The organism is Cronobacter sp. EKM101R (assembly GCF_963888145.1).
In the GTDB taxonomy this organism is placed as follows: domain Bacteria; phylum Pseudomonadota; class Gammaproteobacteria; order Enterobacterales; family Enterobacteriaceae; genus Cronobacter; species Cronobacter turicensis.
On the sequence record NZ_CAWPHW010000033.1, the window covers coordinates 175,010 to 198,176 of the forward strand.

Annotated in this window: 22 protein-coding genes; 17 read left to right on the forward strand and 5 right to left on the reverse strand. The window is 60.6% G+C overall.

The window, feature by feature from the left end; all coding sequences use genetic code 11:
• Nucleotides 1–194 precede the first annotated feature (194 nt).
• The 13 genes from nudF to mdcH all read left to right on the forward strand — a co-directional run bounded on the left by nudF (nt 195) and on the right by mdcH (nt 11,955).
• Nucleotides 195–827, forward strand: coding sequence for an ADP-ribose diphosphatase (gene nudF, locus AACV31_RS15980; RefSeq protein WP_007764019.1), 633 nt, complete (start codon nt 195–197; stop codon nt 825–827).
• Between the two features lie 2 nt (nt 828–829).
• Nucleotides 830–1,252, forward strand: a complete 423-nt coding sequence (locus AACV31_RS15985) for a DUF1249 family protein (protein ID WP_007764016.1) — start codon at nt 830–832, stop codon at nt 1,250–1,252.
• A gap of 24 nt (nt 1,253–1,276) precedes the next feature.
• Nucleotides 1,277–2,104, forward strand: a complete 828-nt coding sequence (cpdA, locus tag AACV31_RS15990; protein ID WP_007764014.1) for a 3',5'-cyclic-AMP phosphodiesterase — start codon at nt 1,277–1,279, stop codon at nt 2,102–2,104.
• The gene (gene yqiA / locus AACV31_RS15995) at nt 2,104–2,679 is read left to right on the forward strand and encodes an esterase YqiA (RefSeq protein WP_007764013.1); all 576 of its coding nucleotides are present in this window, start codon (nt 2,104–2,106) and stop codon (nt 2,677–2,679) included. Before cpdA ends, yqiA begins: the two co-directional genes overlap by 1 nt.
• A 42-nt stretch (nt 2,680–2,721) precedes the next feature.
• A complete protein-coding gene (gene parE / locus AACV31_RS16000; RefSeq protein WP_105538501.1) occupies nt 2,722–4,614 on the forward strand; it encodes a DNA topoisomerase IV subunit B in 1,893 nt (630 codons plus the stop codon).
• Between the two features lie 251 nt (nt 4,615–4,865).
• Nucleotides 4,866–6,521, forward strand: coding sequence for a malonate decarboxylase subunit alpha (gene mdcA, locus AACV31_RS16005; protein ID WP_161589453.1), 1,656 nt, complete (start codon nt 4,866–4,868; stop codon nt 6,519–6,521).
• Nucleotides 6,521–7,381, forward strand: a complete 861-nt coding sequence (locus AACV31_RS16010; RefSeq protein WP_165155439.1) for a triphosphoribosyl-dephospho-CoA synthase — start codon at nt 6,521–6,523, stop codon at nt 7,379–7,381. The genes mdcA and AACV31_RS16010 overlap by 1 nt, the downstream gene beginning before the upstream one ends.
• 9 nt (nt 7,382–7,390) lie before the next feature.
• Nucleotides 7,391–7,690, forward strand: coding sequence for a malonate decarboxylase acyl carrier protein (mdcC, locus tag AACV31_RS16015; RefSeq protein WP_161589451.1), 300 nt, complete (start codon nt 7,391–7,393; stop codon nt 7,688–7,690).
• Nucleotides 7,683–8,516, forward strand: a complete 834-nt coding sequence (locus AACV31_RS16020; RefSeq protein ID WP_007763999.1) for a biotin-independent malonate decarboxylase subunit beta — start codon at nt 7,683–7,685, stop codon at nt 8,514–8,516. The genes mdcC and AACV31_RS16020 overlap by 8 nt, the downstream gene beginning before the upstream one ends.
• Nucleotides 8,516–9,316, forward strand: a complete 801-nt coding sequence (gene mdcE, locus AACV31_RS16025) for a biotin-independent malonate decarboxylase subunit gamma (protein WP_075198021.1) — start codon at nt 8,516–8,518, stop codon at nt 9,314–9,316. Before AACV31_RS16020 ends, mdcE begins: the two co-directional genes overlap by 1 nt.
• Nucleotides 9,317–9,472: 156 nt before the next feature.
• Nucleotides 9,473–10,432 carry an AEC family transporter gene (locus tag AACV31_RS16030; RefSeq protein ID WP_007763997.1) on the forward strand — a complete coding sequence of 320 codons (960 nt, stop codon included), beginning with the start codon at nt 9,473–9,475 and terminating at the stop codon, nt 10,430–10,432.
• 3 nt (nt 10,433–10,435) lie between these two features.
• A complete protein-coding gene (locus AACV31_RS16035) occupies nt 10,436–11,056 on the forward strand; it encodes a malonate decarboxylase holo-ACP synthase (RefSeq protein ID WP_161589450.1) in 621 nt (206 codons plus the stop codon).
• Entirely contained in the window at nt 11,053–11,955 is a 903-nt protein-coding gene (gene mdcH / locus AACV31_RS16040) for a malonate decarboxylase subunit epsilon (RefSeq protein ID WP_165155437.1), read from the forward strand. The genes AACV31_RS16035 and mdcH overlap by 4 nt, the downstream gene beginning before the upstream one ends.
• Here mdcH and AACV31_RS16045 read toward each other — a convergent pair.
• Nucleotides 11,952–12,881, reverse strand: a complete 930-nt coding sequence (locus tag AACV31_RS16045) for a LysR family transcriptional regulator (protein ID WP_165155435.1) — start codon at nt 12,879–12,881, stop codon at nt 11,952–11,954. The two genes, mdcH and AACV31_RS16045, sit on opposite strands and share 4 nt — an antisense overlap.
• 182 nt (nt 12,882–13,063) lie before the next feature.
• Here AACV31_RS16045 and katG point away from each other — a divergent pair, with 182 nt between their 5' ends.
• On the forward strand, nt 13,064–15,244 hold the full coding sequence (katG, locus tag AACV31_RS16050) for a catalase/peroxidase HPI (RefSeq protein ID WP_165155433.1): 2,181 nt from the start codon (nt 13,064–13,066) through the stop codon (nt 15,242–15,244).
• 64 nt (nt 15,245–15,308) lie between these two features.
• Here the strand turns inward: katG and AACV31_RS16055 are convergent, their stop codons facing one another.
• Nucleotides 15,309–15,623 (reverse strand): putative quinol monooxygenase, encoded by a 315-nt coding sequence (locus AACV31_RS16055; RefSeq protein ID WP_165155431.1) that lies wholly within the window; start codon nt 15,621–15,623, stop codon nt 15,309–15,311.
• Nucleotides 15,624–15,654: 31 nt separating this feature from the next.
• The gene (locus tag AACV31_RS16060; protein WP_015742437.1) at nt 15,655–16,236 is read right to left on the reverse strand and encodes an NAD(P)H-dependent oxidoreductase; all 582 of its coding nucleotides are present in this window, start codon (nt 16,234–16,236) and stop codon (nt 15,655–15,657) included.
• Between the two features lie 199 nt (nt 16,237–16,435).
• Here AACV31_RS16060 and parC point away from each other — a divergent pair, with 199 nt between their 5' ends.
• The 3 genes from parC (at nt 16,436) to ftsP (ending at nt 21,142) form a co-directional block, all read left to right on the forward strand.
• Nucleotides 16,436–18,706, forward strand: coding sequence for a DNA topoisomerase IV subunit A (parC, locus tag AACV31_RS16065; protein ID WP_007763990.1), 2,271 nt, complete (start codon nt 16,436–16,438; stop codon nt 18,704–18,706).
• Between the two features lie 238 nt (nt 18,707–18,944).
• Nucleotides 18,945–19,682: a 1-acylglycerol-3-phosphate O-acyltransferase gene (locus tag AACV31_RS16070; protein WP_075198016.1), complete on the forward strand. Its 738-nt coding sequence runs from the start codon at nt 18,945–18,947 to the stop codon at nt 19,680–19,682.
• A 47-nt stretch (nt 19,683–19,729) separates the two neighbouring features.
• Nucleotides 19,730–21,142, forward strand: a complete 1,413-nt coding sequence (ftsP, locus tag AACV31_RS16075; protein WP_165155429.1) for a cell division protein FtsP — start codon at nt 19,730–19,732, stop codon at nt 21,140–21,142.
• Between the two features lie 291 nt (nt 21,143–21,433).
• Here the strand turns inward: ftsP and hemW are convergent, their stop codons facing one another.
• A complete protein-coding gene (hemW, locus tag AACV31_RS16080) occupies nt 21,434–22,570 on the reverse strand; it encodes a radical SAM family heme chaperone HemW (protein WP_165155427.1) in 1,137 nt (378 codons plus the stop codon).
• A complete protein-coding gene (locus AACV31_RS16085; RefSeq protein ID WP_165155426.1) occupies nt 22,563–23,156 on the reverse strand; it encodes an XTP/dITP diphosphatase in 594 nt (197 codons plus the stop codon). The genes hemW and AACV31_RS16085 overlap by 8 nt, the downstream gene beginning before the upstream one ends.
• Nucleotides 23,157–23,167 lie beyond the last annotated feature (11 nt).

A 23,167-nucleotide genomic window follows, 5' to 3' on the forward strand; every position in this document is an offset into this window, starting at 1 on the left:
GCATAAAGAATTTATTAGCGCTGTCAGAAGCCGAAAAATTGATCGCCGATTCTACCAGAGTCAACCCGCCGTGAGGCTTGGCGTAACGTGCCTTCTGCCGCTAAATTTCCACAATCTATCACATGGGCAATGAAACGGCAGGTAAACTGGCTTGAAATGCCCAGATTCGGCACCATCTCGAACCGGAAACCATCATGAGCAAATCAACCCGAAGCCCCGTTACTTTCACCAAAAACGATGTAGAAATTATTGCACGGGAAAAGCTATATCGCGGCTTTTTTTCGCTCGATCTTTACCGCTTTCGGCACCGTCTTTTTAACGGTGAAATGAGCGGTGAAGTTCGGCGTGAAATTTTTGAGCGCGGCCATGCTGCAGTCCTGCTACCCTTTGACCCTGTGCGCGATGAGGTGGTCCTTATCGAGCAGATTCGCATCGCCGCTTTTGACACCAGCGACACCCCGTGGCTGCTGGAGCTGGTCGCCGGCATGATTGAGCCTGGCGAAACGGTGGAAGAGGTCGCACGCCGCGAGGCGGAAGAAGAAGCGGGGCTTTCCGTCGGGCGGGTGAAAACCTTCATGAGCTATCTGGCAAGCCCTGGCGGCACCAGCGAGCGCCTGTCATTACTGGTTGGCGAAGTGGACGCCACGACCGCGCAAGGCATACACGGTCTGGCTGATGAAAACGAAGATATTCGGGTTCATGTGGTAAGCCGGGAACAGGCATACCAGTGGGTAGAAGAGGGGAGAATCGACAACGCAGCCTCCGTCATCGCACTGCAATGGCTGCAGTTACATTATCAAGCATTGAGAAACGAGTGGAACACCTGAATATGAAGCGTTATACACCTGATTTTCCAGAAATGATGCGCCTGTGCGAAACCAACTTCGCGCAGCTGCGCCGCCTGCTGCCGCGCAACGACGCGCCGGGCGAAACCATTAGTTATCAGGTGGCGGGCGCGCAATACCGTTTAACTATCCTCGAATCAACCCGATACACCACGCTTGTGCAGATAGAGCAAACCGCGCCGAAAGTGAGCTACTGGAGTTTGCCGTCAATGAGCGTAAGGCTTTACCATGACGCCATGGTCGCGGAAGTGTGTTCAAGCCAGCAGATCTTTCGCTTCAAAGCGCGTTATGATTACCCAAATAAAAAGTTGCATCAGCGCGACGAAAAACATCAAATTAACCAGTTTCTTGCTGACTGGCTACGCTACTGTTTAGCGCATGGAGCAATGGCGGTTCCGGTTTGTTAGCGTCGTGAAACCTAAGGACACCATTTGGAAAGCCTGTTAAACCTTCCTGTTGCTGGTGGGGCCAGCGTCAGGATCTTACAAATTACAGATACTCACCTGTTTGCCGGAAAGAACGAGACGTTGCTTGGCATCAACACCTGGGAGAGCTACCAGGCGGTGCTGTCAGTGCTTCACGCCGAGCAGCGCGAGTGCGATCTGATTGTCGCGACAGGCGATCTGGCGCAGGATCATACGCCTGAGGCTTATGAGCACTTCGCGGCGGGGATTGCCACATTGCCTGCGCCCTGCGTCTGGCTGCCGGGCAACCACGATTTCCAGCCCGCCATGTTCAGTACATTGCACGACTCCGGTATTTCGCCCGCTAAACGCGTGTTCGCGGGCGATCGCTGGCAGGTGCTGCTGCTCGACAGCCAGGTCTTTGGCGTGCCGCACGGCGAGCTGAGCGACTACCAGCTTGAGTGGCTTGAGCGCATGCTTCAGCAGGCGCCGGAGCGCCATACGTTACTCCTCTTACACCATCATCCATTGCCGTCCGGCTGCGGCTGGCTCGATCAACACAGCCTGCGCAACGCCCAGGCGCTGGATGATGTGCTGAACCGCTACCCGCAAGTGAAGCATCTGCTTTGCGGCCATATCCATCAGGAACTGGATCTCGACTGGAACGGGCGCCGCCTGATGGCGACGCCGTCCACCTGCGTTCAGTTTAAACCCCACTGCGCCGGCTTTACGCTCGATACGGTCGCGCCCGGCTGGCGCTGGCTGAATCTGCACCCTGACGGTTCACTCACCACTGAAGTGTGCCGCCTTGAAGGCGCGCAGTTCCGCCCTGATACCGCATCAGAAGGATACTGATGTCTACGCTCCTCTACCTCCACGGCTTTAACAGTTCTCCTCGCTCGGCGAAGGCCACCAGCCTGCAACGCTGGCTGGCGCAGCATCACCCTGATATCAACATGGTTGTTCCTCAACTGCCGCCGTATCCATCTGATGCGGCGGAGCTGCTGGAATCTTTAGTGCTTGAGCACGGCGGCGAACCGCTCGGCGTCGTGGGCTCGTCGCTTGGCGGCTATTACGCGACCTGGCTTTCGCAATGTTTTCTGCTGCCTGCGGTGGTGGTGAACCCGGCGGTGCGCCCCTTTGAGCTGCTGACCGATTTTCTCGGCGCTAACGAGAACCCCTACACCGGGCAGCAATATGTGCTAGAGTCTCGCCATATTTACGATCTGAAAGTGATGCAAATTGAGCCGCTCGAGGCCCCGGATCTCATCTGGCTGTTGCAGCAGACCGGCGACGAGGTGCTGGATTACCGCCAGGCAGTCGCGTACTACGCGCCATGCCGTCAGACGGTGGAAACCGGCGGCAACCACGCTTTTGCAGGCTTTGAAGATTATTTCACGCAGATTGTCGATTTCCTTAGCCTGCGTTAACGCTAAGGCAACGATCCCGTTTTGTGACCTGACGATAAAATCATGACCCAATCCTATAATGCCGATGCCATTGAGGTGCTCACCGGGCTTGAGCCGGTGCGCCGCCGTCCGGGGATGTATACCGACACCTCCCGTCCCAACCATCTGGGCCAGGAAGTTATTGATAACAGCGTCGATGAAGCGCTGGCCGGGCATGCCAGACGCGTCGACGTGATCCTTCACGCCGACCAGTCGCTGGAAGTTATCGACGACGGGCGCGGCATGCCGGTGGATATCCATCCGGAAGAGGGCGTTCCCGCCGTGGAACTCATCCTCTGCCGTCTGCACGCGGGCGGTAAATTCTCGAACAAAAACTACCAGTTCTCCGGCGGCCTGCATGGCGTGGGGATCTCCGTGGTTAACGCCCTGTCAAAACGCGTGGAAGTCAACGTGAAACGCGACGGGCAGATCTACAACATCGCCTTTGAAAATGGCGAAAAGGTGAAAGAGCTGAGCGTGGTCGGCACCTGTCCGAAGCGCCAGACCGGCACCAGCGTCCATTTCTGGCCGGATGAAAAATTCTTCGACAGCCCGCGCTTTTCCGTCTCCCGGCTGACGCACCTGCTGAAAGCGAAAGCGGTGCTTTGCCCGGGCGTTGAGATCAACTTTAAAGATCAGGTGAACAACACCGAGCAGCGCTGGTGCTATCAGGATGGTCTCAACGACTACCTGTGTGAAGCGATAAACGGGCTGATTACCCTGCCGGAAAAACCGTTTATCGGTAACTTTTCCGGCGAGACGGAAGCGGTGGACTGGGCGCTGCTGTGGCTGCCGGAAGGCGGCGAGCTGCTGACCGAAAGCTACGTTAACCTGATCCCGACCATGCAGGGCGGCACCCACGTCAACGGCCTGCGCCAGGGCCTGCTGGACGCCATGCGTGAGTTCTGCGAATACCGCAATATTCTGCCGCGCGGGGTGAAGCTCTCGGCGGAAGATATCTGGGAGCGCTGCGCCTATGTCCTGTCGGTGAAAATGCAGGATCCGCAATTCGCGGGCCAGACCAAAGAGCGCCTGTCGTCGCGCCAGTGCGCGGCGTTTGTCTCCGGCGTGGTGAAAGACGCCTTCAGCCTGTGGCTGAACCAGAACGTCCAGGCGGCGGAACAGCTTGCGGAGCTCGCCATCGCCAGCGCCCAGCGCCGTCTGCGCGCCGCCAAAAAAGTGGTGCGTAAAAAGCTCACCAGCGGCCCGGCGCTGCCCGGCAAGCTCGCCGACTGCACCGCGCAGGATCTCAACCGCACAGAGCTTTTCCTGGTGGAAGGGGACTCCGCAGGCGGCTCCGCCAAACAGGCGCGCGATCGCGAATATCAGGCGATCATGCCGCTTAAGGGCAAAATCCTGAATACCTGGGAAGTGTCGTCCGATGAAGTGCTGGCCTCGCAGGAGGTGCATGACATCTCTGTTGCGATCGGCATCGATCCGGACAGCGACGATCTCAGCCAGCTGCGTTACGGCAAAGTCTGTATCCTCGCGGATGCGGACTCCGACGGTCTGCACATCGCCACGCTGCTGTGCGCGCTGTTTGTGAAACACTTCCGCTCGCTGGTGAAAGGCGGTCACGTTTACGTTGCCATGCCGCCGCTCTACCGTATCGATCTCGGCAAAGAGGTCTACTACGCGCTGGACGAAGAAGAGAAAGCGGGCGTGCTGGAACAGCTTAAGCGTAAAAAGGGCAAGCCGAACGTACAGCGCTTTAAAGGCCTCGGCGAAATGAACCCGATGCAGCTGCGCGAAACGACGCTGGATCCGAACACCCGCCGCCTGGTGCAGCTCACCATCAGCGACGACGACGACGCGCGCACGCTGGCGGTGATGGATATGCTGCTCGCCAAAAAACGCTCTGAAGACAGACGTAACTGGCTGCAGGAGAAAGGCGATATGGCGGATATCGAAGTCTGATAGCGCCATACCATGCCTCTTTCAGCGGCGCCTTCGGGCGCCGCTGCTGTTTCCGCTTGTCGCTCCTTTCGTTTCATCGCGTAGCACAGTCCGTCATTATGTTTGCGACTGAGATCAAATTCTGCGGCGTTAATCATTACTCCTGGAGTAATGATTCGCCCCCGCCCTTAATTGATGCATTTTTCTCCTGAGCGCACACTGGTTTTAGCGTTAAGCAAATCAAAAAGATTCGCTGAATCAGGAGGTTAATTATGACGGCTTACCAAACGCCGGGGCGTGTCTGGAACACGCGCCGCACGGAGAAACAGCGGCGTCTCGCCTCGGTTCCCGTGCAGGGCAAAGTGCTGCCCACCGCAGATCTCTCATCCATGCTCGAAAAACTCATCGCGCCCGGCGACCGGGTGGTACTGGAAGGCAATAACCAGAAGCAGGCGGATTTTCTCTCCCGCAGCCTTGCTGAGGTAAACCCGCACGTTGTGCATGACCTGCACATGATCATGCCAAGCGTTGGGCGCAGCGAACATCTCGATATCTTTGAGAAAGGCATCGCGCGTAAGCTCGACTTCTCGTTCTCCGGCACCCAGAGCCTGCGCATTTCGCAACTGCTGGAAGATGGTCAGCTGGAGATCGGCGCCATCCATACCTACATCGAACTTTACTCCCGTCTCTATGTCGATCTCGCCCCGAACGTGGCGCTGATCGCCGGTTACAAAGCCGACCGCAAAGGTAACCTCTACACCGGGCCGAGCACCGAAGATACGCCCGCGCTGGTGGAAGCCGCCGCGTTCCACGACGGCATCGTCATCGCCCAGGTGAACGAACTGGTGGACGACGAATGCGATTTGCCGCGCGTCGATATTCCCGGCTCGTGGATCGATTATGTCGTGGTGGCGGATAAACCCTTCTTTATCGAGCCGCTGTTCACACGCGACCCGCGCCTCATCAAACAGGAACACATCCTGATGGCGATGATGGCGATTAAAGGCATCTACGCCGAACACCAGGTGCAGTCGCTTAACCACGGTATCGGCTTTAACACCGCCGCCATCGAGCTGCTGCTGCCGACGTATGGCGAACAGCTCGGCCTGAAAGGCAAAATCTGTAAACACTGGACGCTCAACCCGCATCCGACGCTGATCCCGGCGATTGAAAGCGGCTGGGTGGAGAGCGTGCACTGCTTCGGCGGTGAACTGGGGATGGAAGAGTACATCCGCGCCCGTCCGGACGTCTTCTTTACCGGCGCTGATGGCTCGATGCGCTCCAACCGCGCTTTCTGCCAGCTGGCAGGCCAGTACGCGGTGGATATGTTTATCGGCTCGACCTTACAGGTGGACGGCCTCGCCAACTCCTCCACCGTCACCCGCGGTCGTCTTTCCGGCTTCGGCGGCGCGCCGAACATGGGCCATGACCCGCACGGCCGCCGTCACGCCACGCCAGCCTGGCTCAACATGATAACCGAGCCGGATCCGATGCAGCGCGGTAAAAAGCTGGTGGTGCAAATGGTCGAAACCTTCCAGGCAGGCGTGAAGCCAACCTTCGTGGAAAAACTCGATGCGGTCGACGTAGCGAAAGCCTCCGGCATGCCGCTCGCGCCGGTCATGATTTACGGCGATGACGTGACCCACGTGCTGACGGAAGAGGGCATCGCGTACCTCTACCGCGCCGAAAGTCTGGAAGAGCGTCGCGCGATGGTCGCCGCCGTCGCCGGTATCACCGACATTGGACTTGGCGTGGACGCCGCGCGCGTCGCCGAGCTGCGTAAGTGCGGCAAAGTCGTTTACCCGGAAGATATCGGCATTCGCCGCGCCGACGCTACCCGCTCGCTGCTTGCCGCGAGCAGCGTCGCCGACCTGGTGGAATGGTCAGGCGGTCTCTACAACCCACCTGCTAAATTCCGGAGCTGGTAATGAACCGACAGCCACTGACTCACGCCGACGGCACCGCAGACGCGCTGGCGCGCATCGCCACCGCCTGCCTGATTGATGAAGCGAGACTCACCCCGAAGCCGGGTCTGGTGGATTGTCGGGGCAGCGGCGCGCATCACGATTTAACGCTCGCGCTGATGGAGCGCTCGGCCCACAGCCTGACGCCGACGTTTCACGCGCTGGCCCAGCAGAGCTGGCAGCGTCCGGCGGATATCGCGCTGCGTGAAACCGTCGGCCGCCTGGGCCGCGAAGGCGAGGCGCAGATGATGGCGGCGACCGGCGGCGTCAATACGCACCGGGGCGCTATCTGGGCGTTGGGGCTGCTGGTAAGCGCCACCGCCATGTGCGGGGCTGACGCCTCAGCCGATGCCATCGCCGCCACCGCCGCGCGGCTTGCGAGCCTGCCGGACGCGGCTGCGCCGAAGGGCTTCAGCAAGGGGCTGCGCGCCACGCGCCGTTATCAGATGCCAGGCGCGCGCGAAGAGGCGCAGCAGGGCTTTCCGCACGTCACGCGTCTCGCGCTGCCGCAGCTTCATGAGAGCCGCCGTCGCGGCGCGAACGAGACCGAAGCCCGGCTGGACGCGCTAATGGCGATCATGACCTCGCTCAGCGATACCTGCGTACTCAACCGCGCAGGCCTGACCGGGCAGTTCGCCATGCAGCGCGGCGCGCGCGCCGTACTGGCGGCGGGCGGTACGGCAACCGCCCACGGGCGTCGCGAACTGGCAACGCTTGATAGCGAGATGCTGGCGCTCAACGCCTCGCCGGGCGGGGCCGCCGACTTGCTGGCCGCCACGCTCTATCTCGACCGCGTGGGCGCGTCATCCCGAATAACTGATTAAGAGGGTGTTATGGAACAGATTACATTGTCATTCCCCGCGAGCCGCACGCTGAGCGGCAGAGCGCTGGCGGGAGTGGTCGGGTCCGGTGATATGGAAGTCCTGTTCACCGCCGACCAGCAGCAGGCGCTCAACGTCACCATCACCACATCCGTGGACAACAGCATCGCGCGCTGGAACGCGCTGTTTGACCGCCTCAACATGCAAAACGGCCTGCCGTCCGGCACGCTGATTATCCACGATTTCGGCGCGACGCCCGGCGTGGCGCGCATCCGCATCGAACAGGTTTTTGAGGAGGTCAGCCATGCGTAACGATCGCAGCTTTATCGAACTCCGGGCGCGGGACCGCGCAAAGGCGCTGCTGGATGACGGCAGCTATCGCGAATTGCTCGATCCGTTTGAGCAGGTCATGTCGCCGTGGCTTGGCAAGCAGGGCATCGTGCCGCAGGCCGACGACGGTATGGTCGTGGCGAAAGGCACGATTAACGGCCAGCCTGCCGTCGTGATCGCCATCGAAGGCACGTTCCAGGGCGGCAGTATGGGCGAGGTTTCCGGCGCGAAAATGGCCGCCGCGCTGGAGCTTGCCGCTGAAGATAACCGCAACGGCATTCCCACGCAGGCGGTGCTGTGCCTTGAAACCGGCGGCGTGCGTCTGCAGGAGGCGAATCTGGGCCTCGCGGCGATTGCCGATATTCACGCGGCGATTGTTGATCTGCGCCGCTATACCCCGGTGGTCGGGATTATCGCCGGCACCGTCGGTTGCTTCGGCGGGATGTCCATCGCCGCCGCGTTATGCAGCTATCTCATCGTCACCCGCGAAGCGCGTTTAGGGCTTAACGGCCCGCAGGTTATCGAGCAGGAAGCGGGTGTGGAGGAGTACGACTCCCGCGACCGTCCGTTTATCTGGAGCATGACCGGCGGTGAAGTTCGTTATGAAAGCGGCTTTGTCGACGCGCTGGTGGGCGATGGCGTTAACGCCGTGAAAACCGCCATGAACGAGGCGATTGCCCGCGGCGTACCGCAGCAGCACCGCAGCGATAACTACGCCTGGTATCTCGACCGCCTGAGCCGTTTCGATACCGCGAAACAGGCGGACCGCGACCAGATCAAACAGCTCTTTGCCCGGGAGGAAAAATAATGACGAACACAGTAAGCCGGGGCGCCTTATGGCTTGAAAAACTCGCGCCCGACGCGCAACGTCTGCCAGGGCTTTGCCCGTCCGTACAGGTGGCCGATGCCGCATTTAACGGCGAGCCTGCGCGGTTTATCGCGGTCGTGCCGGATGCCCACAACCACTACCCGCGCGCCGCGCGTGGCGAAGTCGGGCTGCTGGAGGGCTGGACGCTCGCGAAAGTGGTCAGCGAAACGATTAAAGAAGATGCGGATAAACCCGTGAAGCGCCCGATCGTCGCGGTGATTGACGTACCAAGCCAGGCCTATGGCCGTCGTGAAGAGGCATTCGGCATTCATCAGGCGCTGGCGGGCGCGGCGGGCGCTTATGCGAACGCGCGTCTCGCCGGACACCCGGTTATCGGGCTGATTGTCGGCAAAGCGATGTCCGGGGCGTTTCTCGCCCACGGTTACCAGGCCAACCGCCTTATCGCTTTCAACGACCAGGGCGTCATGGTGCACGCGATGGGCAAAGAATCCGCCGCGCGCATTACGCTGCGCACCGTAGACGCGCTGGAGAAACTGGCGGCGACCATCCCGCCAATGGCCTATGACGTCGCCAACTATGCGACGCTGGGGCTGCTCTCCGATCTGCTCGATATCAGCAACCCGGATGCGCCGACGGCGCAGGATCTGGCGCAGGTTAACGCCACGCTGCAACGCGCCATCGCGGATGCGCGCCAGGATCCAAGCCTGAAAACCCGCCTCGGCGCAGACAACCGCCGTAGCTCTCAGCTTGTTCGCGAACGCCTGCGCGCCAGCTGGTAAGTAATACCTAAAAAAAACCTGCCGGATAGCGGCTTCCCTGGGCGTAGCGATACGCCCATGGCTCCCCGCATCCGTAAAAAATAAAGCTCATCACCCACCTGGGTGTAAGGGCCACCATCGCACCAGTGTTGATTTTACTTTCATTACAGGTGACTTATGACTTACGTGATTATTCATGCGCTTGCACCCATCTTCGTGATTATGCTGCTCGGCTTTATGGCGGGCAAAACCAGGATGGTCGATAACCAGAATGTGGCTCTACTCAATATCTTTGTGATGGATTTCGCGCTCCCGGCCGCGCTGTTTAGCGCTACCGTACAGACGCCGTGGGCGGGCATCGTCGCGCAAATGCCGCTGATTGTGGTGTTAGTGCTGGCGATGTGGGTCACCTACGCCGCCATCTATTTCCTGGCCGTCGGGCCGTTTAAGAAATCGCCGCAGGATGCCGCCGTGCTGACGCTCACCGTGGCGCTGCCGAACTATGCCGCGCTTGGCCTGCCGATCCTTGGCAGCGTGCTGGGCGAGGGGCCATCCACTTCGCTTTCCGTCGCCGTCTCCATTGCCTGCGGTTCGGTGCTGATGACGCCATTCTGCCTGCTGATTCTTGAACGTGAAAAAGCGCGCGCCAGCGGTGAAAACAGCGGCTCGACGCTCGCCATGCTGCCAGTGCTGATGTGGCGGTCGGTGAAAAAACCGATTGTCTGGGGGCCGCTGCTTGGGGTCGTGCTCTCCGCCATCGGCATCAAAATGCCGGAGCTGGTGCTGGCCGCGATCAAACCGCTGGGCCTTGCCGCGACGGCCGCGGCGCTGTTCCTGACCGGCGTTATCCTCTCGGCGCGTAAGCTCAAAATCAATTCGATGGTTATCACCGCGACGATCACCAAACTGCTGATCCAGCCGTTTATCGCCTGGGGCATTGTGCTGGCGCTTGGTCTGACCGGCCCGGTGGCGGTCACGGCGATCCTGATGATTGCGCTGGCGGCGGGTTTCTTCGGCGTGGTCTTCGGCAACCGTTTCGGCGTACAGTCGCCGGACGCCGAGGCGGTGCTGCTGCTAAGCTCCGTACTCAGCATTCTCTCGCTGCCGCTGTTTATTTCCCTGACGCAAGGACTCTGACCCATGACCGACACGCCGCGCCCTCACGATCTCCTCTGGCTTAACCGTCGCGACGCGCTTCAGGGCATCGACGCGCCCTGGGTGAGCGAGCAGTGGCGCAGCCATCTGCCTGTGGTGGTGCGGCGTGATGTGAACGATAACGGGCTTATCCCCGTCGGCGTGCGCGGTATGAAGCGTGAACAGCGCGCCGCCGGCTGGGTAAGCGCGCAGGATATCGCCCGCGTGGCGACGCCCGAATCGCTCGCCTGTCTCAATACGCTGTTGCGCTCGCCGTTTGTTTCACAGCAGCCGGTGCAGGCGGCCATCCAGCTGGCCCAGCGGCAATGGCCGTGGGCGTGGGGCATTACCGGCTCTACCGGCTATGCGCTCGCGACAGAAATGCCGGTGCTGCACGCGGCAAGCGATCTGGATCTTACGATTCGCGCGCCCGCGCCCGTTGAGCCTGACGCGTTCGCCGCCTGGCAGCGTCTCGTCACACAACTGCCGTGCCGCGCCGATACGCAGGTCGAAACGCCGCTCGGCGCGTTTTCGCTGACCGAATGGCTGCGCGACGGGCGCGCGCTGTTAAAAACCAACCAGGGCGCGCGGCTCGTGCGCGACCCCTGGCGCAGGGAGGATGCATGAAGATTATTTTCACTTTTCCCGGACAGGGCACCCAACGGCCCGGCATGTTGCAGCATCTGCCGGAAGATGACACCCGGCGGGAAGCGCGCGAGGTGCTGGGCGACGAACTGGCGACGCTCGATACGCCGGACGCGCTGCGTCACACCCGTGCCGTACAGCTCGCGCTGCTGATTGCGGGCGTCTCTTCCGCCCGCGCGCTGATGGCGCAGGGCGTGATGCCGGATATAGTCAGCGGATTATCCATCGGCGCGTATCCGGCGGCGGTGATTGCCGGGGCGCTCGATTTTCGCGACGCCCTGCGTCTGGTGGCGCTGCGCGGCGATTTAATGGAGCAGGCGTACCCTGAAGGCTACGGGCTGACGGCGATACTTGGGCTGCGCCTGGAGCAGGTGGAGAAACTGGCGGCGGCGCACGACGTTTACATCGCCAATTTAAACGCCGAGACGCAGATTGTGATCGCCGGGCGCGATGAGCAGATGGCGGCGGCAGGCGAGGCGGCGCTCGCGCTCGGCGCCACGAAAGTGAACCGGCTGGCGGTCAGCGTGCCGTCGCACTGCGCGCTTTTGGATGCGCCCGCGCAACAGCTGGCGCAGGCGTTTGCGCGCGTCACGTTGCAACGCCCGCAGCGCGCTTACCTCAGCGGCAGCAGCGCCCGCGTGCTGTGGCAGCCTGAGCGTATCGCTGACGATCTCGCGTTTAATATGGCGCGCACGGTGCGCTGGCAGGAGGCGATGATCGCCGCTCGCGAGCGTGATGCCCGGCTTGCCATTGAGATGCCGCCCGGCGGCGTGCTGACCTGCCTGACGCGCCAGGCGGGCTTTGAAGGCGAGAGTATTTCGCTGGAGCGCAGCGGCATGGCGGTGGCGCAGCATCTGGCCGCGCGGCTGCCCCGCGATTAGTTTTTGCTAAGGCTTAAGGCGTACATGCGGCACTCCGCCGCCAGCGCCAGCAGGTTAGGGTCGCGTTCGCGGCTGCGGGCGAAGACCAGCGCAATCTGCTGGCGCATCTGGTAAGGCTCAGCCAGCTTCAGCAGTTGCAGGTCGTTTTCATAGAGCTTTTTCATGCGCCCTGGCACCAGCGAGAAGCCCACGCCCGCCTGCACCAGGCTCAGCATGGAGAAAATATCATTCACCCGCGTGACGATATCCGGCTCGAATCCTGCCACGTGGAACGCCTCCTGAAAACCGGCGTAGGTGGCGAATCCTTCCGCCAGCGAGACGAACTTACGGTCTTTATAGTGGCGCAAATCAGCCTCGCGACGGGTGTCGAGCGCTTCTGACGCCGGGGCCGCCAGATAAATATCGTCGTGAAACAGCGACGTCACTTCCAGCGTTTTGCGGTCAATCTGCGCTTCCGAAACGGAAATCAGGATCGCATCCAGTCCGTTGTCCTCCAGCATATTCAGCAGCACCTGGTTGGATCCCATCGTCAGGTCGAGTTCCAGTTCCGGGCGGCGCAGCTTCATGCCCATCAGCAGGCGCGGCACCGTTTCCAGCGTGAGCGAATAGAGCGTGCCGACCCGCAGCCGTCCAAGACCCACGCCCGCTGTGCGTCGCGTCTCTTCAATGCCGCGCACCATCAGACCGATCGCCTCCTGGCAATACTCCAGCAGCGTTTCGGCGGCAGGCAGCGCCACCAGGCTGCGGCCCTTATGGACGAATAACGGGCAACGCAGACCTTCTTCCAGACTGTGCAGCGCGCGGTGCACGCTGACGGCGCTGACGCCCAGCGCCTCGGCGGTACGGGCGATGTTTCCCTTCTCCATAAACGCCATAAAGATAGAGAGCTTGCGAAACGTGATGTCGTCGTCGATGGCTAATTTCATGCGGGCACGGTCTTGAGGAACGGGATCAGGGAGCTTAACGGCTGGGGGCGGCGGGGTAAACCTCCATCGGGCGCGGCGCATTTTTAAGCAAGGCACAGGCTATCGAATCCGTAGATTAATACAGGTAGGACTTATCAATCGGCGAGGCTATCGTAACGGTAACACGGAACACGGAGCGAAACATGAGCACGCCATCTGACCAACACAATACGTTATCTGCGGGCAAATGCCCGTTCCATCAGGGCAACAGCAACCAAAGCGCGGGCGGCGGCACCGCCAGCCGCGACTGGTGGCCGAATCAACTGCGCGTGGAGCTGTTGAACCAACACTCAAATCGCACCAATCCGCTGGGCGAAGATTTTAACTACCGTAAGGCGTTCAGCGAGCTGGATTATGCGGCGCTGAAAGGCGATCTGAAAGCGCTGTTAACCGATTCTCAGCCGTGGTGGCCTGCCGACTGGGGCAGCTACACCGGGCTTTTCATCCGCATGGCGTGGCACAGCGCGGGCACCTACCGCTCTGCTGACGGGCGCGGCGGCGCCGGTCGCGGGCAGCAGCGTTTCGCGCCGTTAAACTCCTGGCCGGATAACGTAAGCCTCGATAAAGCGCGTCGCCTGCTGTGGCCGGTGAAACAGAAGTATGGCCAGAAAATCTCCTGGGCCGACCTGTTTATCCTCGCCGGCAACGTGGCGCTGGAAAATTCTGGGTTCCGCACTTTTGGTTTTGGCGCCGGGCGTGAAGACGTCTGGGAGCCGGATATGGACGTCAACTGGGGCGATGAGAAGAACTGGCTTGAGCATCGCCACCCGGAATCGCTGGCGCAGGCGCCGCTTGGCGCGACTGAAATGGGCCTTATCTACGTCAACCCGGAAGGGCCGAACCACAGTGGCGACCCGGCCTCCGCCGCGCCCGCCATTCGCGCAACGTTCGGCAACATGGGCATGAACGATGAAGAGACCGTGGCGCTGATCGCAGGCGGCCATACGCTTGGCAAAACCCACGGGGCAGCGGCGGCGGACCACGTCGGCGTCGATCCGGAAGCCGCGCCTATTGAAGCGCAGGGCCTCGGCTGGCACAGCAGCTTTGGCAGCGGCGCAGGGGCGGATGCCATCACTTCCGGTCTGGAAGTGACCTGGACGCAGACGCCGACCCAGTGGAGCAACTACTTCTTCGAAAACCTGTTCAAATATGAATGGGTGCAGACCCGCAGCCCGGCAGGCGCCATTCAGTTTGAAGCGGTGGACGCGCCGGAGATCATTCCCGACCCGTTCGATCCGTCGAAAAAACGTAAGCCGACGATGCTGGTGACCGACCTGACGCTGCGTTTCGACCCGGAATTCGAGAAAATTTCGCGTCGTTTCCTTAACGATCCGCAGGCGTTCAATGAAGCCTTCGCCCGCGCCTGGTATAAGCTGACGCACCGCGATATGGGGCCGAAAGCGCGCTATATCGGCCCGGAAGTGCCGAAAGAAGATCTGATCTGGCAGGACCCGTTACCGGCGGCGGTTTATCAGCCGACGCAGGCAGATATCGACAGCCTGAAAGCGGAGATCGCCAGCGCCGGTTTAACGGTAAGCGAGCTGGTGTCCGTCGCCTGGGCGTCGGCCTCGACTTTCCGCGGCGGCGATAAACGCGGCGGTGCCAACGGCGCGCGTCTGGCGCTCGCCCCGCAGCGCGACTGGGAAGTGAACGCCTCTGCCGCTCGTGCGCTGGCGACGCTTGAAGCTATCCAGCGCGCCGCGAACAAAGCGTCGCTCGCGGATATCATCGTGCTGGCAGGCGTGGTGGGCGTTGAGCAGGCTGCGAAAGCCGCAGGCGTTGAGATTACCGTGCCGTTCGCGCCGGGCCGCGTCGATGCGCGTCAGGATCAGACCGATGTGGCGCTGTTCGAATTCCTGAAACCGAAAGCCGATGGTTTCCGTAACTATCGCGGCGTGCACAGCAGCACTCCGACCGAGTCGTTGCTTATCGACAAAGCGCAGCAGCTGACGCTGACCGCGCCGGAACTCACCGTACTGGTGGGCGGGATGCGTGCGCTTGGCGCGAACTACGACGCCAGCGCGCACGGCGTGTTCACGGACCGCGTGGGCGTGCTCAGCACCGATTTCTTCGTGAATCTGCTGGATATGCGTTACGAGTGGAAAGCGACCGATGCAACGGCTGAAGTGTTTGAAGGACGCGATCGCGAGAGCGGCGACGTGAAATTCACGGCGACCCGCGCGGATCTGGTGTTTGGCTCTAACGCGATTCTGCGCGCTGTCGCGGAAGTCTATGCCAGTGACGATGCCCGCGAGAAATTCGTGAAGGATTTCGTGGCGGCCTGGACCAAAGTGATGAACCTGGACCGCTTCGATCTTCAGTAAGCGTAAGCGGTTAACAAAAAAGGCGATGAAGATTCATCGCCTTTTTTTATGCGCATCTTTAGCGTCAGACGCCGCTTTCCAGAATGCGAATGGTGGTATCCAGCACATCGCCTTTTACCGCATCACGAAAGCCCAGCATATGCGGCGTTTCCAGGTGCGCTTTTAAGTGCGCGGCGCTGACCCACTGTTCCACCATCACGATGGAATCCGGCGCGCTGGTCTGAAAATCAAGGCCTGTGGCGCTGTCCACCATCGGCGCGTAGCCGTGGCAGCCCGCTTCCGCGAGCACAACCGGAATGATCTTTTTGAACTCTTCCAGCACCGCCTGACGGTGGTGCGCGCCAGGACGGGTACGAATTTCTGCTATAACTGTCAGCATGGTTAACTCCTTTTGTAAAACCGTCTGACAGTTAAGCAAAAATTTTCGCCAGATGCTCGCGATATTCCGCAATGTGGCGCGCCACGTCCGGCATTTTAATCACGTCGTTGGCGATATACGTCGGCAGCGCGGTCAGGCCCAGAAACTCGTTCGCCTTGTGGAACGGCAGGTAAACGCCATCCACGCCCACGCCGTGGAAGAACTGATCTTTCTCGGTGAACGCTTCCAGCGGCGCGTTCCAGGTGAGTGACAGCATATATTTTTTGCCCTGAATCAGGCCGCCGGAGCCATACTTTTTCGAGGCGTCGGAGCGGGTGCGGCCATCGCTGGCGTACAGCGCGCCGTGGCCTTCGGTAAAGACGTCATCGATATACTTTTTCACGGTCCAGGGCGCGCCCATCCACCAGCCCGGCATCTGATAAATAATGACGTCGGCCCAGAGGTATTTCTGCACTTCTTCTTTAGCGTCATACTCGCCGTCTGCGCGGGTGACCTTAACATCATGCCCAACGTCGCGCAGGTAGCTCTCCGCGACTTCAGTCAGGGTGTCGTTAAGCTGGCCTTTGGAGTGGGCGAATTCTTTCGCGCCGTTGATGATAAGTACGTTGCTCATTATTTGTCCTCTAATTATCGCGTTTGTCATGAATATTACCGCATCGGGCGATGCGGTAATATTGGCAAAAAGCGCAAAGACTTTTGCACTATAAGCAACAATCAACCCTGCTGTGACTCGGCGACGCAGATAGGGTACTATCGGCGGCAATATTGCCGTTTCCCCGCGTACGGCCAGCATTTCTGAGGAATAACGAGTAATGAGTGACTTAACTCACGATGGTGCAGAGCGCCTTGCGCTGCATGAATTCACGGAAAACGCCTATCTGAACTACTCCATGTACGTCATCATGGATCGTGCGCTGCCGTTTATCGGCGACGGGCTTAAGCCTGTTCAACGCCGCATCGTCTATGCCATGTCGGAACTGGGGTTGAATGCCAGCGCCAAATTCAAAAAATCCGCCCGTACCGTGGGTGACGTGCTGGGTAAATATCATCCGCACGGCGACAGCGCCTGCTATGAAGCGATGGTGCTGATGGCGCAGCCGTTCTCGTACCGTTACCCGCTGGTGGACGGGCAGGGGAACTGGGGCGCGCCGGACGATCCGAAATCCTTCGCGGCGATGCGTTACACCGAATCGCGTCTCTCTAAATATGCCGAAGTACTGCTGGGCGAGCTGGGCCAGGGCACTGTGGATTATGTCCCGAACTTCGACGGGACGCTGAACGAGCCGAAAATGCTGCCGGCGCGCCTGCCGAACATTCTGCTGAACGGCACCACGGGCATCGCGGTGGGTATGGCGACGGATATTCCGCCGCACAACCTGCGTGAAGTGGCCAAAGCGGCCGTCAGCCTTATCGACAGCCCCAAAACCACGCTCGATGAACTGCTGGATATCGTGCAGGGCCCGGATTACCCGACCGAAGCGGAAATCATCACTTCCCGCGCTGAAATCCGCAAAATCTACCAGAGCGGCCGCGGCTCGGTGCGTATGCGCGCCGTGTGGAAGAAAGAAGACGGCGCGGTAGTCATTTCCGCGCTGCCGCATCAGGTGTCCGGCGCGCGCGTGCTGGAGCAGATTGCAAACCAGATGCGCGCCAAAAAGCTGCCGATGGTCGATGACCTGCGCGATGAGTCCGATCACGAGAACCCGACGCGTCTGGTTATCGTGCCGCGCTCTAACCGCGTGGATATGGATCAGGTGATGAACCACCTGTTCGCCACCACCGATCTGGAAAAAAGCTACCGCATTAACCTCAACATGATTGGGCTTGATGGCCGCCCGGCGGTGAAAAACCTGCTGGAGATCCTCACCGAATGGCTGGCGTTCCGCCGCGATACGGTGCGCCGCCGTCTGAACTATCGCCTCGATAAAGTCATGCGTCGCCTGCATATCCTGGAAGGTTTGCTGGTCGCGTTCCTCAACATCGACGAAGTGATTGAGATTATCCGCGGCGAAGATGAGCCGAAGCCGGTGCTGATGAGCCGTTTCGGCATCAGCGAAACGCAGGCGGAAGCGATTCTCGAACTTAAACTGCGCCATCTCGCGAAGCTTGAAGAGATGAAGATCCGCGGCGAGCAGAGCGATCTGGAAAAAGAGCGCGATCAGCTCCAGGGCATTCTCGCCTCCGAGCGCAAAATGAATACCCTGCTGAAAAAAGAGATCCAGGCGGATGCCGACGCGTACGGCGACGATCGCCGCTCGCCGCTGCATGAGCGTGAAGAAGCGAAAGCGATGAGCGAGCATGACATGCTGCCGTCCGAGCCGGTCACTATCGTACTCTCCCAGATGGGCTGGGTGCGCAGCGCCAAAGGCCACGACATCGACGCCAAAGCGCTGAGTTATAAAGCCGGCGACAACTGGCTCTCGTCCGCGAAAGGCAAAACCAACCAGCCGGTGGTATTTATCGACTCCACGGGCCGCAGCTACGCGCTGGATCCGGTATCGCTGCCGTCGGCGCGCGGTCAGGGCGAACCGCTTACCGGCAAACTGACGCTGCCGCCAGGCGCGGTAGTGGAACATATGCTGATGACCGGCGAAGACCAGAAGCTCCTGATGGCGTCTGACGCGGGTTACGGTTTTGTCTGCACCTTCAACGATCTGGTGGCGCGCAACCGCGCCGGTAAAGCGCTGATTACGCTGCCGGAAAACGCGCATGTGCTCAAGCCGCTGGAAATTGAACATGACGACGATATGCTGCTCGCCATTACGGCGGCGGGGCGTATGCTGATGTTCCCGGTGGCCGATCTCCCGCAGCTCTCTAAAGGCAAAGGCAACAAAATTATCTCGATTCCTTCCGCCGATGCGGCGAAGGGCGACGATAAGCTTGCCTATCTCACCATCCTGCCGCCGCAGAGCACCGTGACGCTGCATGTCGGCAAGCGCAAGATCAAACTGCGCCCGGAAGAGCTGCAAAAAGTGCATGGCGAACGCGGGCGTCGCGGTACGCTGATGCGCGGCCTGCAACGCATCGACAGCGTCGAAGTGGACGCCCCGTCGCGCCCGAAAGCCGACGACGGCGAGGCGTAATCCCCCGGATACCGGCATACGCATCGCCGCCGCGCTTTCTGTGATTATCTGCAGGAAGCGCGGCGGCCTCGCTTGCGTAATTTTCCCGCCCACGCCATTGTTTGTTTGCGCGTGACGCATAAAAATAAGTGTTTGAGTCTGCTCAACATCATGAGCCGCCAGGGATGCCTGACCGTGAGCGGTGTGTTTTCCGTTAAAGCCGTTATACTGGTCCGCGGCTGCGGCTTCAGAGGTAGTTATGTTATCGATCGTTCGAATGATTATTGTGGTTCTCTACAGTATTGTGGTCTCTGTTCTGGGCTGTATCTGGTGTCTCTTCAGCCCGCGTAATCCGCGCCATGTGGCGACGTTCGGCCATCTGTTCGGCCGTCTTTCCACCGTGTTCGGCCTGAAGGTGGAGCTGCGTAAGCCGCAGGGCGCCGAAAACTACGGCAACGCGATTTACATCGGCAACCACCAGAACAACTACGACATGGTGACGGCGTCGAAAATCGTTCAGCCGCCGACCGTGACCGTCGGCAAAAAAAGCCTGGTCTGGATCCCGTTCTTCGGCCAGCTCTACTGGCTGACCGGCAACCTGCTTATCGACCGTAATAACCGCAGCAAGGCGCACAGCACCATCGCCGAAGTGGTGGAGCAGTTCCGCAAGCGCGATATCTCCATCTGGATGTTTCCGGAAGGCACCCGTAGCCGCGGGCGCGGCCTGATGCCGTTTAAAACCGGCGCGTTTCATGCCGCGATTGCCGCTGGCGTGCCGATTATTCCGGTCTGTGTTTCCAATACCCATGGTAAAATCAAGCTCAACCGTTGGAACAACGGTCTGGTCATCGTCGAAATGTTACCGCCTGTTGACACCCAGGGTTGGGGAAAAGAACAGGTACGGGAACTTGCCGCCCACTGCCGCCAGCTGATGGAAGAGAAAATCGCCCAGCTGGATAAAGAAGTGGCCGAGCGCGAAGCCGCTGGCAAGATCTGAGACTGACGGGCAGACCGTCATTCATTACCCGTTTTCATGGAGCAACTATGTCACTCAGTCGGCGTCAGTTTATTCAGGCATCGGGCGCTGCGCTTTGCGCGGGCGCGGTGCCGCTGAGGGCGCATGCCGCAGGCCAGCAACAGGCGCTGCCGGTGCCGCCGCTGCTGGAGTCGCGCCGCGGCCAGCCGCTGTTTCTGACGCTCTCTCGCGCCCACTGGTCTTTCGTGCCGGGCACCCGCGCGCAGGTCTGGGGTTTCAACGGCCGCTACATGGGCCCGACTATCCGCGTCTGGAGCGGCGACGACGTCAAGCTTATCTACAGCAATCGTCTGCAGGAAAATGTCGCCATGACGGTGAGCGGGCTGCAAGTGCCGGGGCCGCTGATGGGCGGCGCGGCGCGCATGATGTCGCCAGGCGCCGACTGGGCGCCGGTGCTGCCGGTACGCCAGGCCTCCGCGACGCTCTGGTATCACGCCAATACGCCCAACCGCACCGGTCAGCAGGTCTATAACGGCCTTGCGGGCATGTGGCTGGTGGAAGACGCCGTGAGCAAAGCGCTGCCGGTGCCGAACCATTACGGCGTGGACGATTTCCCGGTCATTATTCAGGACAAGCGCCTCGACAATTTCGGCACGCCGGAATACAGCGAGCCGGGCAGCGGCGGTTTTGTCGGCGATACGCTGCTGGTGAACGGCGCGCAGAGCCCGTATGTGGAAGTCTCGCGCGGCTGGGTGCGTCTGCGGTTGCTGAACGCCTCTAACGCGCGCCGCTATCTGCTGCAGATGAGCGATGGCCGCCCGCTGCATGTGATCGCAGGCGATCAGGGGTTTCTGCCCGCGCCGGTTTCAGTCCAACAGCTGGCGCTGGCGCCCGGCGAGCGCCGCGAAGTGCTCATTGATATGACCAACGGCGATGAGGTCTCGATGACCTGCGGCGAAGCGGCGTCGATCATGGATCGTATTCGCGGCATTTTCGAGCCCTCCAGCATTCTCATCTCCACGCTGGTGCTGACGCTGCGGCCCACCGGCCTGTTGCCGCTGGTGACGGATACGCTGCCGATGCGTCTGCTGCCGGATGAGATTATCAACGGCGCGCCGGTGCGTAGCCGCGAGATTACGCTGAGCGACGATCCGGGCATTAACGGTCAGCTGTGGGATATGAAGCGTACCGACGTGCAGACCCAGCAGGGCGCGTGGGAGCGCTGGACGGTACGTTCCGATATGCCGCAGTCGTTCCATATGGAAGGCGTGAGTTTTCTTATCCGCAGCGTGAATGGCGCCGCGCCGTTCCCGGAAGATCGCGGATGGAAGGATACGGTGTGGGTGGATGGGCAGGTGGAGCTGCTGGTGTATTTCAGCCAGCCCTCGTGGGAGCATTTCCCGTTCCTCTATTCGAGCCAGACGCTGGAGATGGCCGATCGCGGTTCGGTGGGGCAGATGGTTGTGAACCCGGCGCCGTAAGCCGTCCGATGGATGTAAAAAAGCCGCTGCGAAGCGGCTTTTTTGTGTCCGGGGGCGTGACGCCAGTGGGTGGTAAACGGTGGATGCGCTGCGCTTATCCACCCTACAACACCCTTTCCAGGCTTGTAGGGCGGGTAAGCGCAGCGCACCCGCCATGGGCGCCACCGTTCAATCGTAACCACGTAGGGCGGGTAAGCGCAGCGCACCCGCCATGGGCGCCAACGTTCAATCGTAACCATGTAGGGCGGGTAAGCGCAGCGCACCCGCCATATGCAGCCACGCCAGAGCCCGCTATTCCGCCAGGAACAACTCCAGCAGCGAGTTAAGAAACAGCTTACCGTGCTCGGTTATCTGCCAGCTCTCCGGCGTTTCCGCCAGATAATTCAGCGTAATCGCCTCGTCAATCTGCGGGCGAATCGCGGCTTCACTAAGCCCCGTATAACGTGCAAACTCGGCGCGCGGCGCTGGCTCCAGCAGGCGAAAACGGTTCATGAAAAACTCGAACGGCTTATCCTGCGGCTCAACCTCATGCTGTTTATCCAGGTAATTACCGGTCATATAGCCGCGCGGGTGACGGGTTTTCGCGGTACGCAAAATACGCCCGTCCGCCAGCGTTACTTTACCGTGCGCGCCGCAGCCGATCCCCAGATAATCCCCGAAGCGCCAGTAATTCAGGTTGTGCTGGCACTGATAACCCGGTTTCGCGTAGGCCGACGTTTCATACTGCTCATACCCGGCGGCGGTCAGCAACTGATGACCCTGCTCGAAAATATCCCACAGCGCGTCGTCGTCAGGCAGCACCGGCGGGCGTGAGCCAAACAGCGTATTCGGTTCGATGGTCAACTGATACCAGGACAGATGCGGCGGGTTCAGCGCGATCGCCTGGCGCAAATCATCAAGCGCCTCTTCCAGCGACTGATCCGGCAAGCCGTGCATTAGATCGAGGTTAAAGCTGCGAAGCCCGAGACCGCTGGCGAGACGCGCCGCGCGCTTCGCCTCTTCCGGCCCGTGAATACGGCCAAGACGCATGAGTTTCGGCTCGCTGAAGCTCTGCACGCCGATGGAGATGCGGTTCACGCCCGCGCGCTGATACTCCACAAAGCGGTCAGCCTCCACGGTGCCGGGGTTGGCTTCCATCGTGATTTCGGCATCCGGCGCGAGCGCAAGCCGCGCCCGCACGCCATCCAGCAACGTCTGCATCGCCGGGCCGGACAGCAGGCTCGGCGTGCCGCCGCCGATGAAAATCGTCTTCACCTCGCGGCCCTGCGCCCAGGGGGCGTCGTTATCCAGATCGCTTAACAGATGCTGGACATAATCGTCGTGCGGCACTTCGCCCTTGAGCGCGTGGGAGTTGAAGTCGCAATAAGGGCACTTCTGCACGCACCAGGGGATATGGATATAAAGACTTAAGGGTGGCAAATCAGCCATTACGCATTGCTTCCAGTAATAATTGCAGCGCCTGCCCGCGGTGGGAAATCGCGCTTTTCTCTTCACGCGTCAGCTCGGCGGCGGTTTTGCCAAGAGAAGGGACAAAGAAAATCGGGTCGTAGCCAAAACCGCCCTGGCCTGCAGGCGCGCGGGTGATAACGCCAGACCAGACGCCGTGGAAAACCAGCGGCGTCGGATCTTCGGCATGGCGCATATAGACCAGCACACAGTGGAACTGCGCCTGACGCTGTTCGTCCGGCACGTCGTGTAACGCCACCAGCAGCTTTTCCAGGTTCTCCTGATCGCTGGCATCACTGCCCGCGTAACGCGCGGAGTAGATCCCCGGCGCGCCGCCAAGCGCATCCACAGAGAGGCCGGAATCGTCGGCGATTGCCGCAAAGCCGGTGACCTGAGCGGCATGACGCGCTTTCAGGATCGCGTTTTCGATAAACGTCAGGCCGGTTTCTTCGGCAGACTCGACGCCAAGCTCGGTCTGCGCCACGACATCCAGCCCAAACTCCTGCAGCAATGAGGCGAGTTCGCGCACTTTACCGGCGTTGCCGGTCGCGAGGACAACTTTCTGCATAGCGTAATCCT